Here is a 20,961-nt window from a genome sequence, read left to right as displayed (position 1 = left end):
ATACTAGCACAGCTAACTACGGGAGCATTATGCTAGCATCAATTAACACTTTAACTTCTAACTTGTCATCAGTAATATTGTTTATATAAAAACTATAATTTTTTATGCCTGAACTTGGGAATATATTGCTATTGCTAGCCTGCTTATTGTCTTTGACATATTTGTTTTTACCGCTTAGTTCTTGTCGGTTTATTACCACTGCCATATTTTTTTGTGTATCAGCGTCAATGGCTATTTTGATCTACTGCCACATTACAAATGATTTTTCACTTGAAAACGTATACTACCACTCACACACAACAAAACCTTTGATCTACAGGATTTGTGGTGTTTGGGGAAACAAAGAAGGGTCCATGTTGCTTTGGACCTTAGTGCTTGTCATGTATTTATTACTAATGGATATTTATATACCTTCTGTCATCCCAGTTTCCCCCTCTGTCATCCCAGTCTCTTCTTCTGTCATCCCAGTGCCCAGACACTGGGATCCAGACAATTTAATTGCAAATGAGTACATCAAATGGCAGTGTAATAAAAACTGGATTCCAGTGTCAAGCACTGGAATGACACCAGAACGAACTAATGGTAGTAAATTAAAAAAAATATCTCTTATCACTCATGGGCTGATTTGCTTTTGTTTTTTGCTGTTCACTTTAATTGAATCCAGCCCCTTCACTAAAATGCCAGGCATTGAAACAGATGGATTGGGTTTTAATCCGATATTGCAGGATATAGGCCTTGCTATTCATCCACCGATATTATATTTGGGGTACCTTGGATTTAGCGTTCCTTTTTCGCTCTCTATAGCTGGATTAATTTTAAATACTGAAGGAAATGTTTGGGCTAAAATTGTCAGGCCTTGGGTACTTATTTCTTGGTCGCTGCTCACTTTGGGCATCAGCTTGGGTAGCTGGTGGGCATATCGCGAACTTGGGTGGGGTGGATTTTGGTTTTGGGATCCAGTGGAAAACGTTTCTTTGATGCCGTGGCTAATTGCAGTAGCGCTGACACATTTGTTGCTCGTGGTACGGAATTTCAATGTTTTAAGGAACTTTGCTATTTTACTTACGCTTACAACTTTTATATTGAGTGTGACTGGAACATTTCTAGTCCGCTCAGGAATACTTACCTCAGTGCACACGTTTGCAGATGACCCAAGATATGGACTATATATATTAGCTCTACTTGGTGTAATTACAGTCAGTAGCTTAGTAATATTTGTAGTATTTACGAGAAAAAATCACACGCCTGCGATGTCATTCCAATGCTTGACACTGGAATCCAGAAAGAAACTTGCTACTCAAGTGACAGAGGGTAGAAGATTCTTTTCACGCTTTACGATGATACTGATGAACAATTTATTATTCATCACTGCCTTTTTCATCGTGTTCGTTGGCACTTTATACCCTACAGTGCTTGAGTATTTAACCGGTGAATTAATTTCAGTTGGAGCACCATATTACAATTCTTTATTTAACTCTATTGCACTAGCTATTCTAGTGCTCACCATGATCGGGCAATACTGCAGTTGGCAGGGAAATAGTCTATTGCCAATATTCCGTGAATATAGATTTTCATTCTGCAGTGCTGCAGCTATTTTGCCGTTTATCTTTCACATGGAGCTAATAATTGTGCTATCAATTACTATCTCCATAGCATTATTAATCTTTGTTTTAGAAGCATACAGTAAAAGAATTCGTTTATTTAAGGTAGCATTTGGTGAATCAATTTTATTAGCAAGAAGAGTTTCTAAGTCCTACTATGCAATGATGCTTGCTCATGCTGGAGTGGCAATTCTAGTGCTTGGTATAGCTTATTCAGTTGGTTGGCAGGAGAAAAAAGAAAATTACTTAAAAATAGGGGATAGCATAACAGTCAATAAATTTAAAGTTACTTTACGCAATATTGAGCTAATAAAAGAAAAAAATTTCCATGCAGTGAGGGGTACAATGGATATCAGGAATTTGCTGAATAATAAGATATTAGGTGAAGTAACTCCTGAATATAGATTTTACCTTGCGGAAGGTCAGAAAAATGTTGAAAGCAGTATCTACCACAATTTGCTTTCTGATATTTATGTTGTAATTGGAGAGATTGATAAGAGTAAGAGCAAAATCGCAGCCAAAGTGAACTATAAACCTGGAATGTCTATAATCTGGCTTGGATCCTTTCTTATCGCTTTTGGTTCGCTCCTTGCTGCTTTTCCTTTTAGTGGACGAGCAAGGATTGTCTAGCTGTCGTGGATTTATTAACAACGCTCCTAGGTCCAGAGTGCAACGTATGAGAAATTACCGAGCTATAGATACTGATTTGCAAAGGTTAGAACCAAAGAAAGTTATATTTTTTTATTGACAGACCTATATATTACGATATTCACTAAGGGATTAGTGAGTAATGGTTATACAATATGAATGGTGGGGTATCAGGCAAGGAAAAAGTTATACGCACTCCTTTCGATTTTAAGGAGCCTTACAGCGATTGGCGTCAAATTTTTAAACGTCCTAATCAACAGTATAACCCTTCCAACTATGATTCGTCGAGCGAAATAAATGAACACGATATAGAAACTCAAAAGATTGAAGAAGGTGATGGCCATGATTCAGGTATTAGTTCCGATGATGAGGATGACCGGACAACTTATACAGCAGTACAATTAACTAATGATTCTCTTGATAGCCAAAGATATACAGGAATATGCATTCCAACACCAACTGATGGTTGGGTAGGTGAAAATAATCATCAGACTGGTTTATCAGGTGATTTGCCAGACGTGAGTAATAATCCACAAATTTTTGAAAGTACTGATTCAGTACAGCTAGATAATATTGTTTTTAGCAATCTAATTCAGCTTTCCTTGATTAGTCAAGAGCATAATTCTACCTGCAATGATCATGTAATTTGTGATTCAGGTCACAATTCTGACGATGAGGATCAGATTCCAGAGGACTTTCCTTCAAGGAAACGAGTACGATCGATTGAAATTGATCAGTTTGAACCGTTGTACAAGAAGAGGAAAATAGAAGCACAAAATAATCAAAAATATACAGAAAATGTATGTAATCCAACAAATGGTGGTTTGTTAGGTGAAAGTGATAATCCACAAACTTTTGAAAGCGATCCTTTACAGCATGGTAGTAATGGTTTAGGTTATAACTTCAATGGTTATAGTCAAGCAACTTATAGTAAATTAAGTGCTTCAGATCAAGAAGAGGGTCAAGGCTATTCTTTAGGTGGTTCTTGTGAAAATAAAGAAAATTTGACAAAGGGCGCTGGTGGTAGTAATCAGACTTTTGAAGGTGAACAGAAAAGCTCAGAATTTCCGAAAGTTGACAATTGGTCAGATAGTGATGGGAACTCAGAAGATAGTTCGGACTCAAAAAAGGGTTCGTACTATAGTTCAGGTAATCTTGATTCAATGGAGTTAACAGATGATTTGGATTCAGAAAATGATCGGGACCTAGAAGATGATAATCCTTTTCTAAAAGACTCACTTTTTATGAAACTAAAAATGTCGTTAACTCAAAGTAAACAGGATCTGATTGATAAATGCTGTGGGGAGGTGAGAGGTATAACAGAACAAAATGAACAAAAAGATATAAAAAATACTCCAGAAAGTATTAAGTGCATAGTAGCTAAATACTTAGAAAAAGAAGTAATGTTAAATTTAAAATGTAGTTGTTGTAACAAAACTGTAACAAATACAGTATTTGAAGAAATAAAAGATCTTACTAGTGGTAGTCATATAAGTAACAGAAGTAACACTTTTGTATTTGATAACTTTCCCTATCAAAGTAAAGATAAAAACTGTAACAAAGAAAGTAAAGGTCAAAACTGTAACAAAGAAAGTGAAGATCAAAACTGTAATAAAGAAAGTGAAGATCAAAACTGTAACAAAAAAAATGAAGTGTCCGAAGAGGACATTATCAAAAGCATTGTTAGTAATTTATTGTTAGAAGGTGGGAAAGTAAAACGCCATAATTTTTTCGATGGGAATGAGTTTGAGCAGATAGTTACTTGTAATGGATTTGATGATGGTCTTTCTGAGAAATGTAAGGAAATTGAAAGCAAGCTAAAAGGTTTAGCATATGAAAGTATTGTAAACAAAAGCAAGCAGACTCAAAATGTATTAGGAGTAGGCAAGGATAATAGATATTTTTGTATAGAGTACTCGCAAGATAGTATTGTTGAAGTTGCAGAAATCCTAAACAATGAAAAAGCCAAAGACTTAAATTTAAGAGTTGGCATACTCAAAATTGGAGAAAGTATAGTAAGAGTTGAAAATGTAGAAGAAATAGGGGGAAAAAGAAATTACATGGATGTCTCAAAAGGTGGTATTGAAATGTCTTTTACTACTGAGGTAGGAGAGATAAGTATTTATCTAAGTCCTAGTGAGAAAGGCAGCAATAAAATAAAAGTGGAGATTGATGGGGAAAACAGAGCAAGGCTTAATGAGTTAAAAAATAGGGGAAAAAGTTTAGGGGAAAACTGTCTTTTAGGAGGAAAAAGTGTTGAGGAAGCTATAGAGCATGAAAGTTTTGAAAGATATGGCAGTGTACCTAACACTGCTATGAAGGAACCTAGCTTAGGTTGCGTTGCTAACATAGCAAGGGGGGGATAAGCTTGCAGAGATAAAATGATGGGCCAAATTGGCAGTATTTCGCTTTTGTAATGTACTTCAAAATGGTAGTATGCAAGCTAGATAGAACTTAATTGACAGGCAAGAATTAACTGATGGAAAAATTGACATAATCAAACAATCACAGAATAAACTAGTGAATTTTTTGAAAAGTATATAAAATTCAAGTTTAAGTAAATAGCATGGCACTTAGACTCATTCCAGACAACCTCGATATCAAGTTTAGTAAATATAGGGATTTGACTGCATTAATTAGCATTATTCTTATCATCTTTTCAATATTCACTGTTGTGCTGCGTGGAGTGAACTTAGGCATAGACTTTGCAGGCGGAATTTTGATAGAGATAAAATCTTCAGATGAGAATCACTCTATTCTCGATGCATTAAAAGAAAATGGTTTTACAGTGCAGAGTTCAAAAGCGGGTGATAATTTAGTCATGCGTTTTAAAGATGAAGGAGATGAAGATAAAATCAAAAAGATAAAAAGCATACTAGAAGAAAAGCTGGGGAGCTCAATAAGCTATCGTAAAATAGACTATGTTGGCCCACAAATAAGCTCAACACAAATATTTGAAGGAATGTTATCCATGTTGATCGCGATTGTTGGAATATTTTTTTACGTTTGGTTTAGATTTAATTGGCAATGTGGATTCAGTGGAATAACAGCACTGATTCATGACGTGATTTTAACTGTTGGTTTTATTAGCCTAACTGGCATTGAGTTTAATATTTCATCAGTTGCAGCTCTCCTTACTGTCATTGGTTATTCAATCAATAACTCAGTAATTATATATGATCGGATTCGAGAGTATCGCAGGAGTGGTAAAAGTGGGCGGATGAGTGAGGTAGTAGATGCAAGTATCAACGCTACATTATTTCGCACTATATTAACTTCTGGTACAACCCTTCTTGCTGCTCTTCCTTTGGTATTAATCTGCACAGATGCAGTGAGAGACTTCAGCTTGATCATTTTTTTTGGTATTTTGATTGGCACTTGTTCTGCAATATTTATTTCTGCTCCTATATTGACCTACAGAGCTTTGATAAGTAGATTGTAGAAGTGTTTAGTCGCGGTATAATATCAACTTATTATCTCTTATAGTGAAATGAAAATACCTTAAAAAGCTCATTCCAAGTAGTGAATGAGACATAGAATGAGTGTTAACGCTTGCCTGTACATCATTAATCAAAAAATTTCCTATTTTAACTTGAGGTATTTGAACCACTCCAGCTTTTATTTGACCTTTCGCAGTTTCATATATTTTAAAATCCTGAACATTTTGTAAGTTAATACCAACATGTAATGCGTCTTTTTGTGATAGAACAATATCGGTTGCTCCAGTATCAAGCAAAAACGTTATATTGCGATCATTGACTTGAGCCTGAATATAAAAGTGTCCATCATATGACTTCGTAAATTCAATACTTCCACTATTCTGACCGCTATTTTGAATTCTTCCTTTATATGGTAAAAAAGTACTGAGAAATCTGTCGCTTAGTTTGTCCCTTTGTGAATCAATAAGCATTGCAGTAGTGGCTATTATTAGCAACCAAATAACTAGATTTTTCACCGCGTTCATATTGTTAAAATTTGAAGCTATTAAAATAAATTTTAAAGATCAGCGTTAAAAGTTATTATTAAAAATAAGTAAATTTCATTGTTTTAGTACAATATTTAGTATACACTTTAAGAAGATATGTTTGATTTAATTTCATGTCAGAAGCAAAAAGTTTAATTTTGGCAGCTATCCTTTCCATGTTAATCATGGTGTCTTGGCGTATTATTTATGATAATTTTTTTAGTACAAACCAAAACCAGCCATTGATTGAAAATATTGAACATATCGAATCTTTTAACGACCTTGCTCCTATAATATACCAAAATCGTTCTGAAATTATTAATTCTACTCGAGAACAGAGGGTTAGTTTAACCAATAACATGATTAAAGGATCAATTTCTCTGAAAGGTGCAAGGTTTGATGACTTAATTTTAACTAATTACCACTTAGAACCGAGTTCTTCTTCTCCACAAGTGGTGTTACTGTCACCTGCAGAATCAAAAGATGTATATTTTGCAGAATTTGGGTGGCTCGATCCGAGTAACAAGATTAAAGTTCCAGATTCTAAAGCAGTCTGGCGAGCAGATAAACTTAATCAAAAAGAGGTCAATTTATCTTGGGACAATGAGAATGGCATTTTATTTAGAATGAAAATTAACCTCGACGATAATTACATGTTTAAAGTTGAGCAAGTTGTTGAAAATAATACAAAGGATAATGTAGTTTTGGTTCCTTATGGTAAAATTAACCGTAAACGTGACAATATCAACGAATCTTATTGGATATCCCATGAAGGAGTACTGGGTGCATTTGATAATAAACTAGAGGAGTGGACATATAAGGATATTTCCAAAAAACATTTAATAAAAGCAAGCACGAGTGAAAAAAATTGGTTTGGTTTTGCTGATAAATACTGGCTCACAGCCATCATACCTGAAAAATCTGATAAAATAAATGTAAGCATTAAACACACAAACGTTAATAATACTGATAAATTCCAAGTAGATTTTGTCAAACCTTACAAGAGCATACTTCCTGGTGCAAGCGTTTCTAATGTGAATTATTTTTTTGCTGGAGCAAAAAAGTTGAATTTACTGGATTCTTATAAGGACACTCTCAATATACCCCTGTTTGATAAAGCTGTAGATTTTGGTGTTCTTTACTTTATAACTAAACCAGTGTTTTTACTGCTTGAATATTTTAACTTCGTTTTAAAAAATTTTGGCTTAGCAATATTATTGCTGACTTTAGTAATCAAACTTTTGATGCTTTCCTTATTTAATAGATCATATATTTCGATGTTTAAGGTAAAAAGCCTGCAGCCTGAATTAACTCGTATAAAAGAGTTGTATAAAAATGACAGCTTAAAGCAGCATAAAGAGACAATTGCATTGTTTAAGAGAAACAACGTAAATCCAATGTCGAGCATTTTTCCCATGCTAATACAAATACCGGTATTTTTTGCTCTATATAAAGTATTATTTGTTACTATAGAGATGAGGCATGCTCCTTTTTTTTTATGGATTAAGGATCTTTCAGCTCCTGACCCAACGAACATCTTTACATTATTTGGGTTGTTTAATTATAACTTTCCTATTTCTATAGGCATTTTACCTATAATTTTCGGTGCCACCATGATAATTCAGCAGAAGCTAAGTGAGAAAGATCAAACCAGTAAAGATGATATTCAAGTAAATGTTATGAAGTTTTTACCTTACATTTCTGTCTTTATTTTTTCTTCTTTTCCTGCCGGCCTGGTAATATATTGGATATTTAGTAATATTATAACTCTAATTCAACAGTCATTAATAAAGTTGTTTTTAACAAAAAAAGTGGTAGTAAATGTCGAGAATACTAATAGTTAATTCGATTTATTATACTGAAATAGCGAACCTTTTGCTTGAAGGTGCAATTGATAAATTAAAAGGCAGTAATGCCAGTTACGATGTAGTTGAGGTTCCTGGTACATTTGAGATACCAGCTACAATTCTTTTTGCAGTCAAGAGTGGGCATACTAATTATGATGGTTATTTAGCTCTTGGGTGCGTAATTCGCGGTGAAACCGATCATTATCAATATGTTTGTAAAGGAGTAATTGAAGGCTTAAATGAGGTTGTTATGCATTATGCAATACCCCTTGGTATGGGTGTAATTACCGCTGACAGCAAAGATAAAGCACTAGTTAGAGCTGATAAAAACAAAAAGAACGTTGGTGGCCATGCAGCCTCAACTGTTTTGCGTATGATAGATTTACACAATAAATTAAAATAATGGAGGAAAAACCAGTAGATAAAAAGTGGCGCATAAAAAGAAGCACGGCAAGATTTCTTGCTGTACAAATTGCTTATTCAAATATTTTCGTAGGTTACAACAAAAGCACTTTTAAACTGGAAAATTGTGAGCTTAAGGACTACATAAATAAGTTGAAAGATATATTTGAATGTGAAGAATTTGAACATCAGTTCTTAGAAAACTTGTTATATAAGGTTATAAAAAGCAGTGAAGAATATGATAAAATAATAGAGTCTTATTTACACCCAAGTTGGTCCCTTTCACGGTTAAATCTTATAAGCTTATCTATTTTGCGTGTTGCAATATGTGAGTTAGCTAATTGTGATACGCCAGTTCCAGTTGTCATTAATGAATATACTAACATTGCATCTGATTTACTTGATAAACCAAGCGAAATTGGTTTTATTAATGGGTTATTGGATAAGGCAAAAGATGCAGTTAAATTAAATAAAAATCCTTAGCAATTATAGCCAGCAAGCACAAGGTGTCATCCGAGTAGCTGCTGTATGAACATTGTCTACCAGATCCCAGTGCTTGACACTGGAATGGCTTTGTTGCATAGCAACTGAAAAAATCTGGTGGCTACTGACAAAATTCATTATAAAATAGCCATTTAACCTTGAAAGAAAAAATATGCCACAAAAAATGAGGGTCAGTAACCATAGCGAATATAACAAATTTCTAGAAAAAAGAGGAAATATTTTTCATTATATCAACGAAGCCATAGAAAAGTGGTACGAGAATGGTCCAAAAATACCAGGTGGCAACAATATTTATAGCGATAAAGTTGTAATTTTGGTGCACATAATAACTTGTTTATTTAGAATAGGCCTGAGGCAAACAGTTGGGTTTATAGCAGGATACCTTGAGCAAATTGGGAAAAATTTGCAAGTTATCAGCTATTCACAATCATCAAGAAGGTTTAAGAAACTCAATATTAAGATCAATGATTGCAGAAAATAATATGGAAGATATCGAAATTGCTATAGACAGTACAGGAATTAGTATATACAACAACACTCCTGGTCATAGCAAAGAAAATAGCGAAGATAGAAAGTATCGCAGCTATGAACAGACAAGAAAATTGCATGTAATGTTGAATACAAACAGCAAAAAAGCCATAGCTGTGAAATACAGTAACGGCTGATCACTATGGAGCTTGTGATTTGCTAAAAGAAGTCGATTTTCAGTATGTCATAAAAGTACTATATGCAGATAGGGCATGTGATAGGCACAAGTTTTATAAGTTGTGTAACGAATATGATATAAAGACAAAAATTCCACCAATAAACAATGCGGCAGAACATCCAGAAATAGATTATATGTCTGACAGGAATGCTGCTATTAGGTTAATAAAATTATACGGTGAAGATGGCATGAAAGAATGGAAAAAAGAAGTAAATTATGGGAAAAGATCTTATATTGAAGGGTTTTTCTCAAGATTAAAGCAAATATTCGGATTTAGTTTTAGGAATAAATCTGAGATAAATCGAGAAAAAGAACTAAATGCTATTTGCTTAATAAATTCACTGATATTGGTATGGCTAAATTTGAGATAGTTACATGAATTTACCATAAATCACCATCTCATAAAGTGTGATGCAACAAAGCCATCCCAGTGTCAGCTACTTGGATGACAAGAAAGGGAGCACTGGAATGACATTATCTGTTGTGCAATTTACCTTCAAAAATGAATGTTTGTACAGTTATGTGTCAAGCACTGGGATGACAAGAAAGGGAACACTGGAATTTTTGTTTCAGCATTAGCCATGCATCTAAACAGATACGTTGCCTTGAGAATCGCAACATCCATGCAGTTATGCGCGTAACACTAAAAATCAAAAAAAACAAAGAGGCAGACTTAATCTACCTCTTTTATTTCACTTGGCTATACTGTCTGTTGTTGAGAAGCAACTTGTTCAACAATAAGTGAGCCTAAATAAGTGTTAACCCCTTTAGCACCATCTTTGTCTAAACCTAATGTTTTATTCCACTTTGTTTCATTTACTGCCTCGAACTTACCTTCATCGTTTTTCTCTTTTAGTGAACCTATCTCGAAGAGTAAAGTATTGCCTAGCGTATTGGTAAGCTGATTAATATCAACAATAATACGGTAGTTCTTGCCTTCTAAGCTGAAGGCTATATAATGTTTACCCTTTTCTACCTTACCTTCTTCATCTTTAACTTGGTTATTCCTTGCCATTTCCTTAAATGTGTCTTTTGTTACTAGCAATGCTGTTTCTTTACCGTTTTTTCTATCGTTATTAACAACAATCTTCGGAGCTCTCAACTCAGATATTTCATTGTTTTTGCTGATAGCGTACATTGCTGAACTAACCAGTGCAACAGCAACAATTGCTAATATACCGATTCCAAGTGGTGTAGCTGTAAAAGCTGCAAGTGGAGCAAGCGTGCAAGTTGAAGACACCCAATATGGTGCTGAAAGTGCTACTGCTGCGCCTATGACATACAAAGAAGTAAGTGCAACAAGTGCAGTATTTGTTTTGTGGAATTGACCACAGTGATTTTTGAAAGTTAGCATAAACGACCTCAAGTATTAATATGCTTAAATAAAAAAACTGTCATAGTCAAGCTTTTTCGTAAGCTACCTGCCGCTTGAGCCAAAGCCCCCTGCATTGCGACCGGTTTCTTCTGCGCAGAATTCTTCTCTGTCATCCCAAATTACCTGAGATACAGGAGAAATAAGGATTTGTGCGATTCTATCTCCTCTTTTTATTTCGTATGGCTGATTACTTAGATTAATTAGACAAATTTTAACTTCACCTCGATAATCAGAGTCTATAGTGCCCGGAGAATTTAAGACAGTGATTCCATGTTTTGCAGCAAGACCAGAACGTGGGCGGATTTGCCCCTCAAAACCGTTTGGTATTGCAATCACAATTCCAGTTGGAACAAGTAATCTTTCAAGTGGATTTAAAACAGCAGAATCATTCAATGCAGCATAAAGATCCATGCCAGCACTCTGCGTAGTTGCATAACATGGAAGAGACAAGTCTTCTCCGTGTGATAATCTTTTTATTTCTACTTTAATTTTACTTCTTTGCACTCCAATTTACCATCTATGAAGACTCAATTATAGCATGTAAATTGTATCTGCAAAAGTGATAAATGTAAATGATGTCATTCCAGCGCGTGACGCTAGGCCATAAAATTCCTTGACAAGTTCAGTGCTCCTTTTTTTGTCATCCCAGTGCCTCTATGATGTCATTCCAGTCTGGAATCTAGTCCTTATTATGCAGCCACTTGGTTGAAATTAAGTCTTCTGGATCCCAGTGTCTGGGCACTGGGATGACATCATAAGGGCGCTGGGATGACACCCTGACAACCGTCATCCCGCTACTTGTTAGCGGGATCTAGAGATACCGCGAATGAATCGCGGTATGACGTAGATTGTTGTCATTCCAGTGTCAGCTACTTGAATGACACCCTCTTGGTATTCGTGTAGTTGCAAGCAGTATAGCTATAAATCACTCACAATCGATATGCTTGAATTACTCTCAGTAAATAAATCAAGCATAATGTTAGATATTCTACCATCAACTATGTGAACAACTCCAGCACATTCCTCCGCCATTTTAACGTATGCCATAAGCCTTTCAATAAATTTTTCCCCTTTAATTTTCCCACAATCAATCGATGCATTTAAATTTTTAACAGATATCTTCCTGCCACCAATTTTATCTATTTCTTCATCTGTGTCACTCAAGATTATCATTTTAGATGCAGAAACTGCGATTGCGATTGCGCTTGCAGTGCTATCGGCATCAATATGATATGTTTCCCCATCTTTTCCATGACCAATTGGTGCAATAACTGGTATAAAATCTGATTCTTCAATAAAAAATAATATATCAGGATTGATTTCAGTGGGTCTACCGATGAACCCCATGTCTAATATCTTTTCGATATTATTTGATCTATCTTCTCTAAGCGTAGCGGTTATTTTTTCGGCTTTAATTAAGTTACCATCTTTTCCACATAATCCAATAGCTGAACCACCAGCAGAATTTATATACTGAACAATTTTTTTATTAACTGAACCACACAGTGCCATTTCAATGATTTTCATAGTGTCTTTGTCTGTAAGTCTGATACCATTCACAAACTTACTGTTCATATCCAGCATTTTTAACACTGAGTTAATTTCATATTCTCCGTCATGAATTATTACCGGATTTATACCAAGCTGCTTCAACAAGACAACATTATGCACAAAAGTATTAAATAGTGTTTCATCTAAGATTATTGTACCACCGCATTTAATGACAAAAGTCTCGCCTACAAAGCTAGGTATGTTAGATAGCACTTCAAGTAATATTTCTTTTTTGTTCAAATGATACCTCACCCTTTAAAAATTCACTACTCTTCATTTTTTTATCTTGTAAACTTGAAAAACTCATCTCTTACCTTGGTTATTTTATGCTTAACACGGATGCTCATTTGATGAATTGACACATTCTCATTATTAATCCATTTTTGAATATCTTCTATAACAGCACCTAAGCTTTTTTGACTTACTTTATCTATTTTCGTTAGCACAATGTTAAAGTTAATGTTATTATATATTAACCAATAAATGAAGTCTTTGTCTATTTCTTTTAATCCTACCTTGCTATCTATCAACACAAACACTCTTCTTAGATTTTCTCTTTGAATTAGATAATACTCAATTAAGTTTAAATATTGTATAATTTCCTCCTTGCCTGCATGAGAGTAGCCATACCCTGGTAGATCAACAAGTCTGAACTTATCATCGTACATAGAGTAAAAATTTATTTGTCTAGTGCATCCAGGTTTAGAGGAAACTCTGGCAGCTTTTTTGCTGTTTATCAGTAAGTTGATCAGACTGGATTTTCCTACATTTGATCTACCAGCAAACGCAATCTCTGGAGCCGACTCATTTGGTAATGATTTTATATCCGAAGCTCCAAATATGAAATTGCAGTTTGATGTTATCTGTTTTGCCATTATATTCAACTAGAAGGTAGTAGGTATATTATAGTGTTATTGCTTGATATAAGAAATTTTTTATTTCAGTATATATTACTTAGCTAGATCTGTGCTATATGGATATGGAAAATAATTTACAAGACTTAAAGAAAAAATTTAATGATATAGAGAGGAATTTGGAAAATCCTACCAATTTAAGTCAAAAAGAATTCATTACCCTTTCAAAGGAATACTCTGAGCTCAGGCCAATAATCAAGATAATTGATGAATATAACACGCTGAAAGAGGAAATTTCAGACTTAGAAGAAATAATGAAAGATGAAAACAGCGAAGGTGATATAAAAGAGTTAGCAAAAGAAGAATTTTTCGAAAAGCACAAGGTATTATTACCAAAAATAAAAGCAAAATTAAAGTTAGCATTATTGCCCAAAGATGAAGATGACTCAAGAAATGCAATATTAGAAATTAGAGCAGGTACAGGCGGAGAAGAAGCAGCATTATTTGCAGCAATGTTATTTCGTATGTATCAAAAATATGCAGAAAGAAGAAATTGGAAGTTCGAGCCAATAAGCATTTCTAATACAGGTATAGGTGGATATAAGGAAGCTTCTGCACTCATTAATGGAACAGAAGTTTTTGCAAGGTTGAAATTTGAATCAGGAGTGCACAGAGTACAGAGAGTGCCAGAAACTGAATCTTCAGGAAGGTTGCATACCTCTGCCGCTACTGTTGCGATATTACCTGAAGTAGAAGAAGTTGACTTTAAAATAGAAGAAAAAGACTTACGAATAGATGTTTATAGATCCAGTGGTCCTGGAGGGCAATCAGTGAATACAACTGACAGCGCAGTAAGGGTCACCCACTTGCCAACAGGGATAGTTGTGATACAGCAAGATGAAAAATCGCAGCATAAAAATAAAGCTAAAGCGCTCAAAGTATTGAGGGCAAGGCTATACGAAATTGAAAGACAAAAAAAAGAAATGGAAAGGTCAACAATGAGGAAAAGTCAGATTGGCTCTGGTGATCGTTCCGAGCGCATAAGAACATATAATTTCCCACAATCAAGAATAACAGACCATAGAATTAATCTAACTTCACATCGGCTAGAGCAGATTATAAAAGAAGGCGAACTAGATGAATTTATTGAGGCATTAATCTCACGTAATGAAGCAGAAAGATTGGCAGGGGAAAGTTAGCAGCCTACAATGGAATATCTTTATTAATTACATAGGATCTTTTAAACGCAATAGATAGACAGTAAAAACAAGTTCTAGTACTATCGCGGATAAAACAAGAACAGCTACACTAATTGTTTGACCATTGTAAATGTAGCTTGTTAAGCCGATAAAAATAGCCATGATAAAAGCTCTAATGAACGAGAATGCAGAAGAAGCTGTGCCTTTAATTTCAGGGAAAACATTTATTGATGCATTAAAAATCACTGGCTGGAAAATTGCACAACCGATAGAAAAAATAATCATAGACAGTGTTACTAAGTAGAAAGAGTGGGGTACAATTATACTGAATATTACAAGCAATAGAGACCCAATAGCACCCACGCTCGTACCAGAAATTACACACTTTATTGCTCCAAGTTTCTGCAAGATTTTGCCAGCAAATAGACTGATGAGTGAGAAGCACCCAACTATTGCACCTTGATGTAGTGCATAAATAGTGCTAGATAAACCAAAAGTCTTCATATACAGAAAAGGTCCACAAGTAATGAATGACATATACGCAGCAGAAAAGAGGCTTGACATCAAAGACAACGTAACAAACCTCGGATTAGATAGTAGTTTTCTGTAATCTTTCATCGTTTTTTTCAAACTGAAAATATCGCGGTTCTTTTTTGTTTCTGGTAACGCTAAAAGCAGCAAAACCCAAGAGATCAAACAAAGTATTGCAACAGTTGCATAATTACCACGCTATCCTACAATTTCATTGATGAAACTGCCTAACACTGGCGCAATTGCCATGACAACTGTAAGAACAGAATTCATGATTCCAATAAATTTCACCGCTTCGTCGCCTTTGTAGCTGTCTGCAACGATTGCAAACACAACTACAGATGTGCTAACACCAATGCCCTGAATAAAGCGAGAGATTAAAAGCCAAAAAATCGACGGTGCAAAAACACAACCAACAGCGCCGATTAATAACAAAGTGTTACCTATGATCATAATTCTCCTTCTGCCATAGCATTCAGACAATGGACCAAAAAACAACCCTCCTATGCAAAAGCCTAGGAAATTATAAGCAATAGTTAATTGAATTATGCCTTCCGGTACGTTAAAATAGTGCACCATATCAGGAAAACTAGGTACGGAAATGTCAATTTCAATGAACTTGGCAATGAGAGACAGGATTAACAGAAATGGTAGTAACATTTGAGATTTTTAATTAATGAATAAAAATATCACATTTAAAGCGTTGAAAGAAAACATTTTTTACTGTTATTAAAATGGTTAGAAACACCTCATGTGAAGGAATGGTGGATAAATTGGACACTAGGGTTAATTAAAGAAAAATATGACAACTATGTTAAAGCTCTTACTCTCTGTCCTAACTTTACTTATTTCCTCTTACTTTTTCAACAGTCCGTCTAAATTACTACAAGCAGTTTAATTTTTAGTAAATATGTCATTATTCAAAAATATGCAAGAAGCTTTACAGAAACTTAACATAATTTTATCATACAAATGTCATTCTTAAGTCCTATGTAAAAACAAATTTTGGCACTAATTTAATTAACTATGAGCTGGATAAATTGGAAAATAAATTTTGTTTACTTTTACAACACCTTAAGATCTAATGTCACTTTATCAATCAAAAATATTACAATAGGCTAGTATGTTCCTTACTCTTTTTCTCAAAATATTACCTATTTATATTACAATATTTATTGGTTACTTAGCAGGAAAATATCTTAAAATTGATAGAAACACTATATCTCAAATACTTTTTTATATAGCTAATCCAATAGTGATTTTATATGGAGTCTCTCATACAGAAGTTAACTTAAAAGTAATTTCTCTGCCGATTTTGATATGGTTTATAGGTAGCACTATGTCCTTATCAGTGTATTATCTTTCTTCTTTTTTATTTAAGGATAACACAAGAAACATATTAGCATTTAGCTCGGGCAGCACAAGTATGGGTTATTTTGGCCTGCCGATTGCCATGGCTTTATTTGATGAAGATTCAGTATCTGTATATGTTGTTTGTTATATAGGAATGGCGCTATTTGAAAACAGCTTAGGATTTTACATAGCTGCAAATGGTATTTATACTGCAAAAGAATGCATATTAAAGTTGTTCAAACTTCCTTCGCTTTATGCGATGGTTCTGGGCTTCTTTTTAAGTATATACGATATACAAATACCTACTTTTTTAACAGATGTTATGATGAATATTAGAAGTACATTTGTCACATTAGGAATGGTGCTACTTGGAGTGAGCATTGCGAATATTGCAAGCTTTAAAATAGATTGGAAGCTTGCTTTGATCACTATTACAGCAAAGTACGTATTCTGGCCACTGTTTGTTTTAGGAATTGTCCTTTTAGACAAGCATGTTATAGGTATATACGATGAGAGCATATATAAAGCACTGATGTTGCTGGCTATTATTCCAGTTTCTGGGTCCAGTATAATACTTGCTAATATTTTGAATTATCAACCAGATAAAGCTACTCTGTTGCTTCTAATCAGTACTGCAGTGGGACTGTTTTATGTTCCACTAATAATATCATTATTTTTTACTAAACTTGTTCCTTTTTGATCAAAAAATTAAGCGCTTGCACAACCATTATTTGGGTAACAACACAAGACATTGATAAAACTTGAATTTATAGCTAAAGCAACTTCTACAATTTGGTAACCCGTCATCCCGCTACTAGTTAGCGCCGCGGCGGTAAATTGACCTTACCCAGAAAAAGTAGAGAGAAAGTTAAGACGTTTTTGGAGTAAAATAAAACGTTTTTTCAAAATATGACAAATAGAAGAGAATATACAGCAGAATTCAAATTAGAAGCTGTTAAGCTGGTTAAAGAAACAGGTCAAGCAAGTACAAAAATAGCAAAAGATCTAGGTATAGATGGCAGTATGTTAAGTAAGAAAATATGATGGAAAAATGTCTGTAGCATACGCATTTCCAGGCAAAGGCTCCTTATGACAAAGAAAGATTTGATCTAAAAAAAGAGCTAATAAGAGAAAGAGACATCTTAAAAAAAGCCCTGGGCAAAGAAAAAGAGTAAAGTATTCTTTTATATAGAAATTGCTATAAAACACAGGAACTATGTAGGGTTTTGTACTGGTGGTATGGGTTGCTAAGGAAAAAAGCAGTAAAGAATTAGCAAAAGAAGGGCTTCTAGCAGATATTCAAAAAATAATCAAGCTTCTAAATGCAGATATGGAGCCCCTAAAATTCACGCTGAATTAAAAGCTTTAGGCAAAAATTAAAACAGTACAAAGTGTTATGCAAGAAAATGGCATTAAAGCCAAGTTTAGACGAAGGTTCAAAAATAAAAAACAGCAAATAAGCAACCGAGTTGTGGCTCCGAACACATTGGATCAAAATTTTACTACTGATCAGCCAAATAAAGTTTGGGATTACCTACATAAAAACTAAAGAAGGTTGTTGGCGGCAATAATTGACCTATATTCACGCATGGTGGTTAATGAGTAACATGATAATTAGTTATAGATTCTTTATTGATGGCCGTTGATAAACGCAAACCCGATAAAAATCTGCTGTTACATAGCGATCAAGGGTCACAGTATACCTCTCAAAATTACCAATTTCTATTGAATACAAAAAACATCATTTCCAGCATGAGCCATAAGGGCTGTTGTTACGATAACTCTGTTGCAGAAAAGTTCACTTAAAAGGGAGCTGCTTATTGATACTTCTCGCTCAACAAACCAGAACTACCATATTTGAATACATAGAAATCTTTTATAACAAATAACGTAGACATTCTACTATTAACTATTGCATTCCTGCACAATTTATTCTCATGATAAAAACGTCTTAACTTTCTCTCTACTTTTTCTGGGTAAGGTCACCTCTTTAGGTGCTCCTTTTTTCTTTCTTATACACACAAAAATCATATAGAATTGTAAATACAGCTTTTTTATTCTGATGCTTTTCAATTCTATAGCTCTGGTTGTCTCTCTATTACTATTTTTCTACATTATCGTAAAAAAACTGAGCGAAAAGAAAGCAAACCTTGAGGGTAATTTATGTAAATTAGAGCAAGAACTTCAAGAAACAAAGCAAACTTTGCTTACGAAGAATGAAGAAATAGTTGATTTAAGGGTCAAAAAAGCAGAACTTGAAGTAACTCTGCAAAAAGAACGTGAGGAAAAGAAAAAGGAAATAGAATTACTAACAAAAGCAGAGGAGAGATTAACAAACACTTTTAAAGCGCTCTCTCTTGATGCTTTGCAGACAAATAACAATAATTTTCTGAACTTAGCAAAGGAAGTAATCGATAGTAAATTAAAAGAAACGGAAAGCGATTTCAAAAAAAGACAAGCAACGATCAACGAAGTTGTAACTCCAATAAAAGAAAAATTAGAAAAATTTGATAATGAAATACGCGAGCTGGAAAAAGAGAGGGTAGGGGCCTATGAAGGTTTAAAGGAGCAAATTGGAGCGCTGATGAACCAAACTTCCAGCCTTGCTAATGCCTTGAGAAAGCCTCACATCAGAGGAAAGTGGGGTGAAATGCAACTCAAAAGGGTGGTAGAAATGGCGGGAATGATTGAATATTGCGATTTTTTTACTCAGCCGTCAGTGGTTGATAAAAACGAGGATAATTTATTGCGTCCTGATTTAATAATCAAAATGCCATCTGGAAAGCAAATAATAATAGATGCTAAAGTGCCGCTTGATTCTTACATGGATGCTATATCACAAAATGATTTGCAAATACAAAAGGAGAAATTAAAGAATCATTCCCTGGCAATAAAAAAACACATAAATGATTTGGGTAAAAAAGAGTATTGGAATCAATTTGAAAATACGCCAGAACTTGTGGTGCTTTTCTTAACAGGGGAGGGGGTTTTTAGCGCAGCACTGGAATATGAGCCTGCTTTGATAGAGATTGGAGTGGAAAAAAAAGTGATCATTGCAACACCGATCACTCTAATTGCGTTGCTGAGAGCAATAGCGTATGGATGGAAGCAAGAGATGATAGCTGAAAACGCAAAGAAAATCAGTGAACTAGGTCATATTTTATATGAGCGCATTTGCACAATGGGTGAAAACTTTGATAATTTGCGCAGGAGCTTAAAAAGTGCTGTTGATCATTATAATAAAACTGCTGGCTCTCTTGAAGCAAGGGTGTTTCCTGCTGCTCGAGAATTCAATAAGCTTGGTATACATGCAAAAAATAAAAGTTTAAGTGCTGCAAAGGAATTAGAGTCTTTACCACGCAGTTTACATACTGAGGAGCTGAAAGTAGATTAGGCATCTTAACAGGGAATGTTCAAAAAAGTGTGTCAAACCAAAAAAAAAGTAATAAATTGATATAAAAAAAATGGAGGTTTGACAATGAGTCAGAAAGTAGTAAACAGAACTACCGGTTTGGTAGATTACAAAGAACTGGAAGCAAATATACTGTCATCAATAAGGGAAGGCAGACCATTAACAGGAAGGGATGGAGCATTTACACCATTTATAAAAAAGCTGCTGGAGGCAAGTTTGGAAGGTGAAATAGAAAATCACTTATTAGCTGAAAGTGAAGAGAGGGTTTGGTTGGAAGAAGTGGAGTAGCGAATGGATATACAAAACGCTGGGTCTATATTCAGACTATAGAATAAGGTATTACAAACCGAAAGCATCACCAGCACAATATGTTATAAACTTTGGTAAAGAATCTGCTAGGAAAGCGTAGTGCGGATGCTGCGTTTGACGAGGCGGGAGCTGGAAACGTTAACATGGGAATTTGGATTGAGGCCTATTGTGAAAACAATGGATCAGCCACCAAACCCTAAAGTAGGCGCGCCAGTTCTTGACCCTACATATTTTTTTGAAGGTTAAATCCAGCTTAGGGTCGAGAAACTTAGATAAAGCCATAGCCAAAGTGTTTAAAAATATTAATAATTATACACACAATTATTCAACCATATTTTTGAAGATAGCTATGCCGCCGCGGTATCTCTTAGCCGCTAACAAGTAGCGGGATGACGATTGTTGGTAAATCTAAGTCAGTTTAGCTATAGGCAGCAATTTTCTGTATTTATTTTAAATTGAAGGAAGCTCAAATGAAAGATCATGTTTTGCTAAAAATCACAGAATGCAGTCTAACAGTGAACGGTTACGCTTTTGATCAAAAATGTTGTATAGTACACAATCAATTTTTCTGGATCCAAGTAGTCAAGGCACTGCCTTTGTGTTTGAGGCAAAATCGGCTATAACACTTAACATACTGCCTTTGCAAACAAATGTTCGTACAGTTATGTGTCAGCTACTTGCATGACGCCATTGCCTGAACGGGTA

At 34.6% G+C, this 20,961-nt stretch carries 14 protein-coding genes and 6 pseudogenes; 14 read left to right on the top strand and 6 right to left on the bottom strand.

Annotated features, from left to right (window positions below; translation table 11 throughout):
• Positions 1 to 104 precede the first annotated feature (104 nt).
• From ACJZL3_RS04995 to secF, 3 genes are all read left to right on the top strand, one after another.
• Positions 105 to 2,231: a cytochrome c-type biogenesis CcmF C-terminal domain-containing protein gene (locus tag ACJZL3_RS04995; RefSeq protein WP_419198693.1), complete on the top strand. Its 2,127-nt coding sequence runs from the start codon at positions 105 to 107 to the stop codon at positions 2,229 to 2,231.
• A gap of 173 nt (positions 2,232 to 2,404) precedes the next feature.
• Positions 2,405 to 4,615: a hypothetical protein gene (locus ACJZL3_RS04990; protein WP_419198692.1), complete on the top strand. Its 2,211-nt coding sequence runs from the start codon at positions 2,405 to 2,407 to the stop codon at positions 4,613 to 4,615.
• Positions 4,616 to 4,815: 200 nt separating this feature from the next.
• On the top strand, positions 4,816 to 5,691 hold the full coding sequence (gene secF, locus ACJZL3_RS04985; protein WP_010082185.1) for a protein translocase subunit SecF: 876 nt from the start codon (positions 4,816 to 4,818) through the stop codon (positions 5,689 to 5,691).
• A gap of 6 nt (positions 5,692 to 5,697) precedes the next feature.
• Here secF and ACJZL3_RS04980 read toward each other — a convergent pair whose 3' ends face one another.
• A complete protein-coding gene (locus ACJZL3_RS04980; protein WP_006279648.1) occupies positions 5,698 to 6,213 on the bottom strand; it encodes a TIGR02281 family clan AA aspartic protease in 516 nt (171 codons plus the stop codon).
• 134 nt (positions 6,214 to 6,347) lie between these two features.
• Between ACJZL3_RS04980 and yidC the strand changes: the two genes are divergently transcribed.
• The 4 genes and pseudogenes from yidC to ACJZL3_RS04960 all read left to right on the top strand — a co-directional run bounded on the left by yidC (position 6,348) and on the right by ACJZL3_RS04960 (position 10,051).
• Entirely contained in the window at positions 6,348 to 8,057 is a 1,710-nt protein-coding gene (gene yidC, locus ACJZL3_RS04975) for a membrane protein insertase YidC (RefSeq protein WP_095742636.1), read from the top strand.
• The gene (locus ACJZL3_RS04970) at positions 8,035 to 8,463 is read left to right on the top strand and encodes a 6,7-dimethyl-8-ribityllumazine synthase (protein WP_006279647.1); all 429 of its coding nucleotides are present in this window, start codon (positions 8,035 to 8,037) and stop codon (positions 8,461 to 8,463) included. The genes yidC and ACJZL3_RS04970 overlap by 23 nt, the downstream gene beginning before the upstream one ends.
• Complete coding sequence (gene nusB, locus ACJZL3_RS04965) at positions 8,463 to 8,945, top strand: transcription antitermination factor NusB (RefSeq protein ID WP_007549265.1); 483 nt, start codon at positions 8,463 to 8,465, stop codon at positions 8,943 to 8,945. The genes ACJZL3_RS04970 and nusB overlap by 1 nt, the downstream gene beginning before the upstream one ends.
• A 172-nt stretch (positions 8,946 to 9,117) precedes the next feature.
• A pseudogene (locus ACJZL3_RS04960) lies at positions 9,118 to 10,051 on the top strand (IS5 family transposase).
• Between the two features lie 321 nt (positions 10,052 to 10,372).
• Here ACJZL3_RS04960 and ACJZL3_RS04955 read toward each other — a convergent pair.
• The 4 genes and pseudogenes from ACJZL3_RS04955 to yihA all read right to left on the bottom strand — a co-directional run bounded on the left by ACJZL3_RS04955 (position 10,373) and on the right by yihA (position 13,473).
• Positions 10,373 to 11,026, bottom strand: a complete 654-nt coding sequence (locus tag ACJZL3_RS04955) for a hypothetical protein (protein ID WP_419198691.1) — start codon at positions 11,024 to 11,026, stop codon at positions 10,373 to 10,375.
• A gap of 63 nt (positions 11,027 to 11,089) precedes the next feature.
• A complete protein-coding gene (dut, locus tag ACJZL3_RS04950; protein ID WP_006279458.1) occupies positions 11,090 to 11,551 on the bottom strand; it encodes a dUTP diphosphatase in 462 nt (153 codons plus the stop codon).
• Positions 11,552 to 11,965: 414 nt separating this feature from the next.
• Positions 11,966 to 12,875, bottom strand: a pseudogene (gene argB, locus ACJZL3_RS04945) (acetylglutamate kinase).
• Between the two features lie 4 nt (positions 12,876 to 12,879).
• Positions 12,880 to 13,473, bottom strand: a complete 594-nt coding sequence (gene yihA / locus ACJZL3_RS04940) for a ribosome biogenesis GTP-binding protein YihA/YsxC (protein ID WP_010962460.1) — start codon at positions 13,471 to 13,473, stop codon at positions 12,880 to 12,882.
• 98 nt (positions 13,474 to 13,571) lie between these two features.
• Between yihA and prfA the strand changes: the two genes are divergently transcribed.
• Positions 13,572 to 14,651, top strand: a complete 1,080-nt coding sequence (gene prfA / locus ACJZL3_RS04935) for a peptide chain release factor 1 (RefSeq protein WP_007548640.1) — start codon at positions 13,572 to 13,574, stop codon at positions 14,649 to 14,651.
• A 27-nt stretch (positions 14,652 to 14,678) separates the two neighbouring features.
• Here prfA and ACJZL3_RS04930 read toward each other — a convergent pair.
• A pseudogene (locus ACJZL3_RS04930) lies at positions 14,679 to 15,842 on the bottom strand (multidrug effflux MFS transporter).
• 16 nt (positions 15,843 to 15,858) lie between these two features.
• Between ACJZL3_RS04930 and ACJZL3_RS04925 the strand changes: the two are divergent.
• From ACJZL3_RS04925 to ACJZL3_RS04900, 6 genes and pseudogenes are all read left to right on the top strand, one after another.
• Positions 15,859 to 16,001 (top strand): annotated as a pseudogene (locus ACJZL3_RS04925) (N-acetyltransferase); the annotation flags it as partial.
• A gap of 304 nt (positions 16,002 to 16,305) precedes the next feature.
• Positions 16,306 to 17,235, top strand: a complete 930-nt coding sequence (locus ACJZL3_RS04920) for an AEC family transporter (protein WP_006279391.1) — start codon at positions 16,306 to 16,308, stop codon at positions 17,233 to 17,235.
• Positions 17,236 to 17,444: 209 nt separating this feature from the next.
• Positions 17,445 to 18,424 (top strand): annotated as a pseudogene (locus tag ACJZL3_RS04915) (IS3 family transposase).
• Positions 18,425 to 18,597: 173 nt separating this feature from the next.
• Entirely contained in the window at positions 18,598 to 19,929 is a 1,332-nt protein-coding gene (rmuC, locus tag ACJZL3_RS04910; RefSeq protein WP_038199773.1) for a DNA recombination protein RmuC, read from the top strand.
• A gap of 84 nt (positions 19,930 to 20,013) precedes the next feature.
• Positions 20,014 to 20,208: pseudogene (locus ACJZL3_RS04905) on the top strand (IS256 family transposase); the annotation flags it as partial.
• Positions 20,209 to 20,797: 589 nt separating this feature from the next.
• Positions 20,798 to 20,941, top strand: coding sequence for a hypothetical protein (locus ACJZL3_RS04900; RefSeq protein WP_153296793.1), 144 nt, complete (start codon positions 20,798 to 20,800; stop codon positions 20,939 to 20,941).
• Positions 20,942 to 20,961: the final 20 nt, after the last annotated feature.

The sequence above is a fragment of the Wolbachia endosymbiont of Rhagoletis cingulata genome (genome assembly GCF_048537655.1).
GTDB classification, from domain to species: domain Bacteria; phylum Pseudomonadota; class Alphaproteobacteria; order Rickettsiales; family Anaplasmataceae; genus Wolbachia; species Wolbachia pipientis.
Note: the sequence above shows the minus strand (reverse complement) of the source record. Positions and strands in the feature narration are given on the sequence as shown.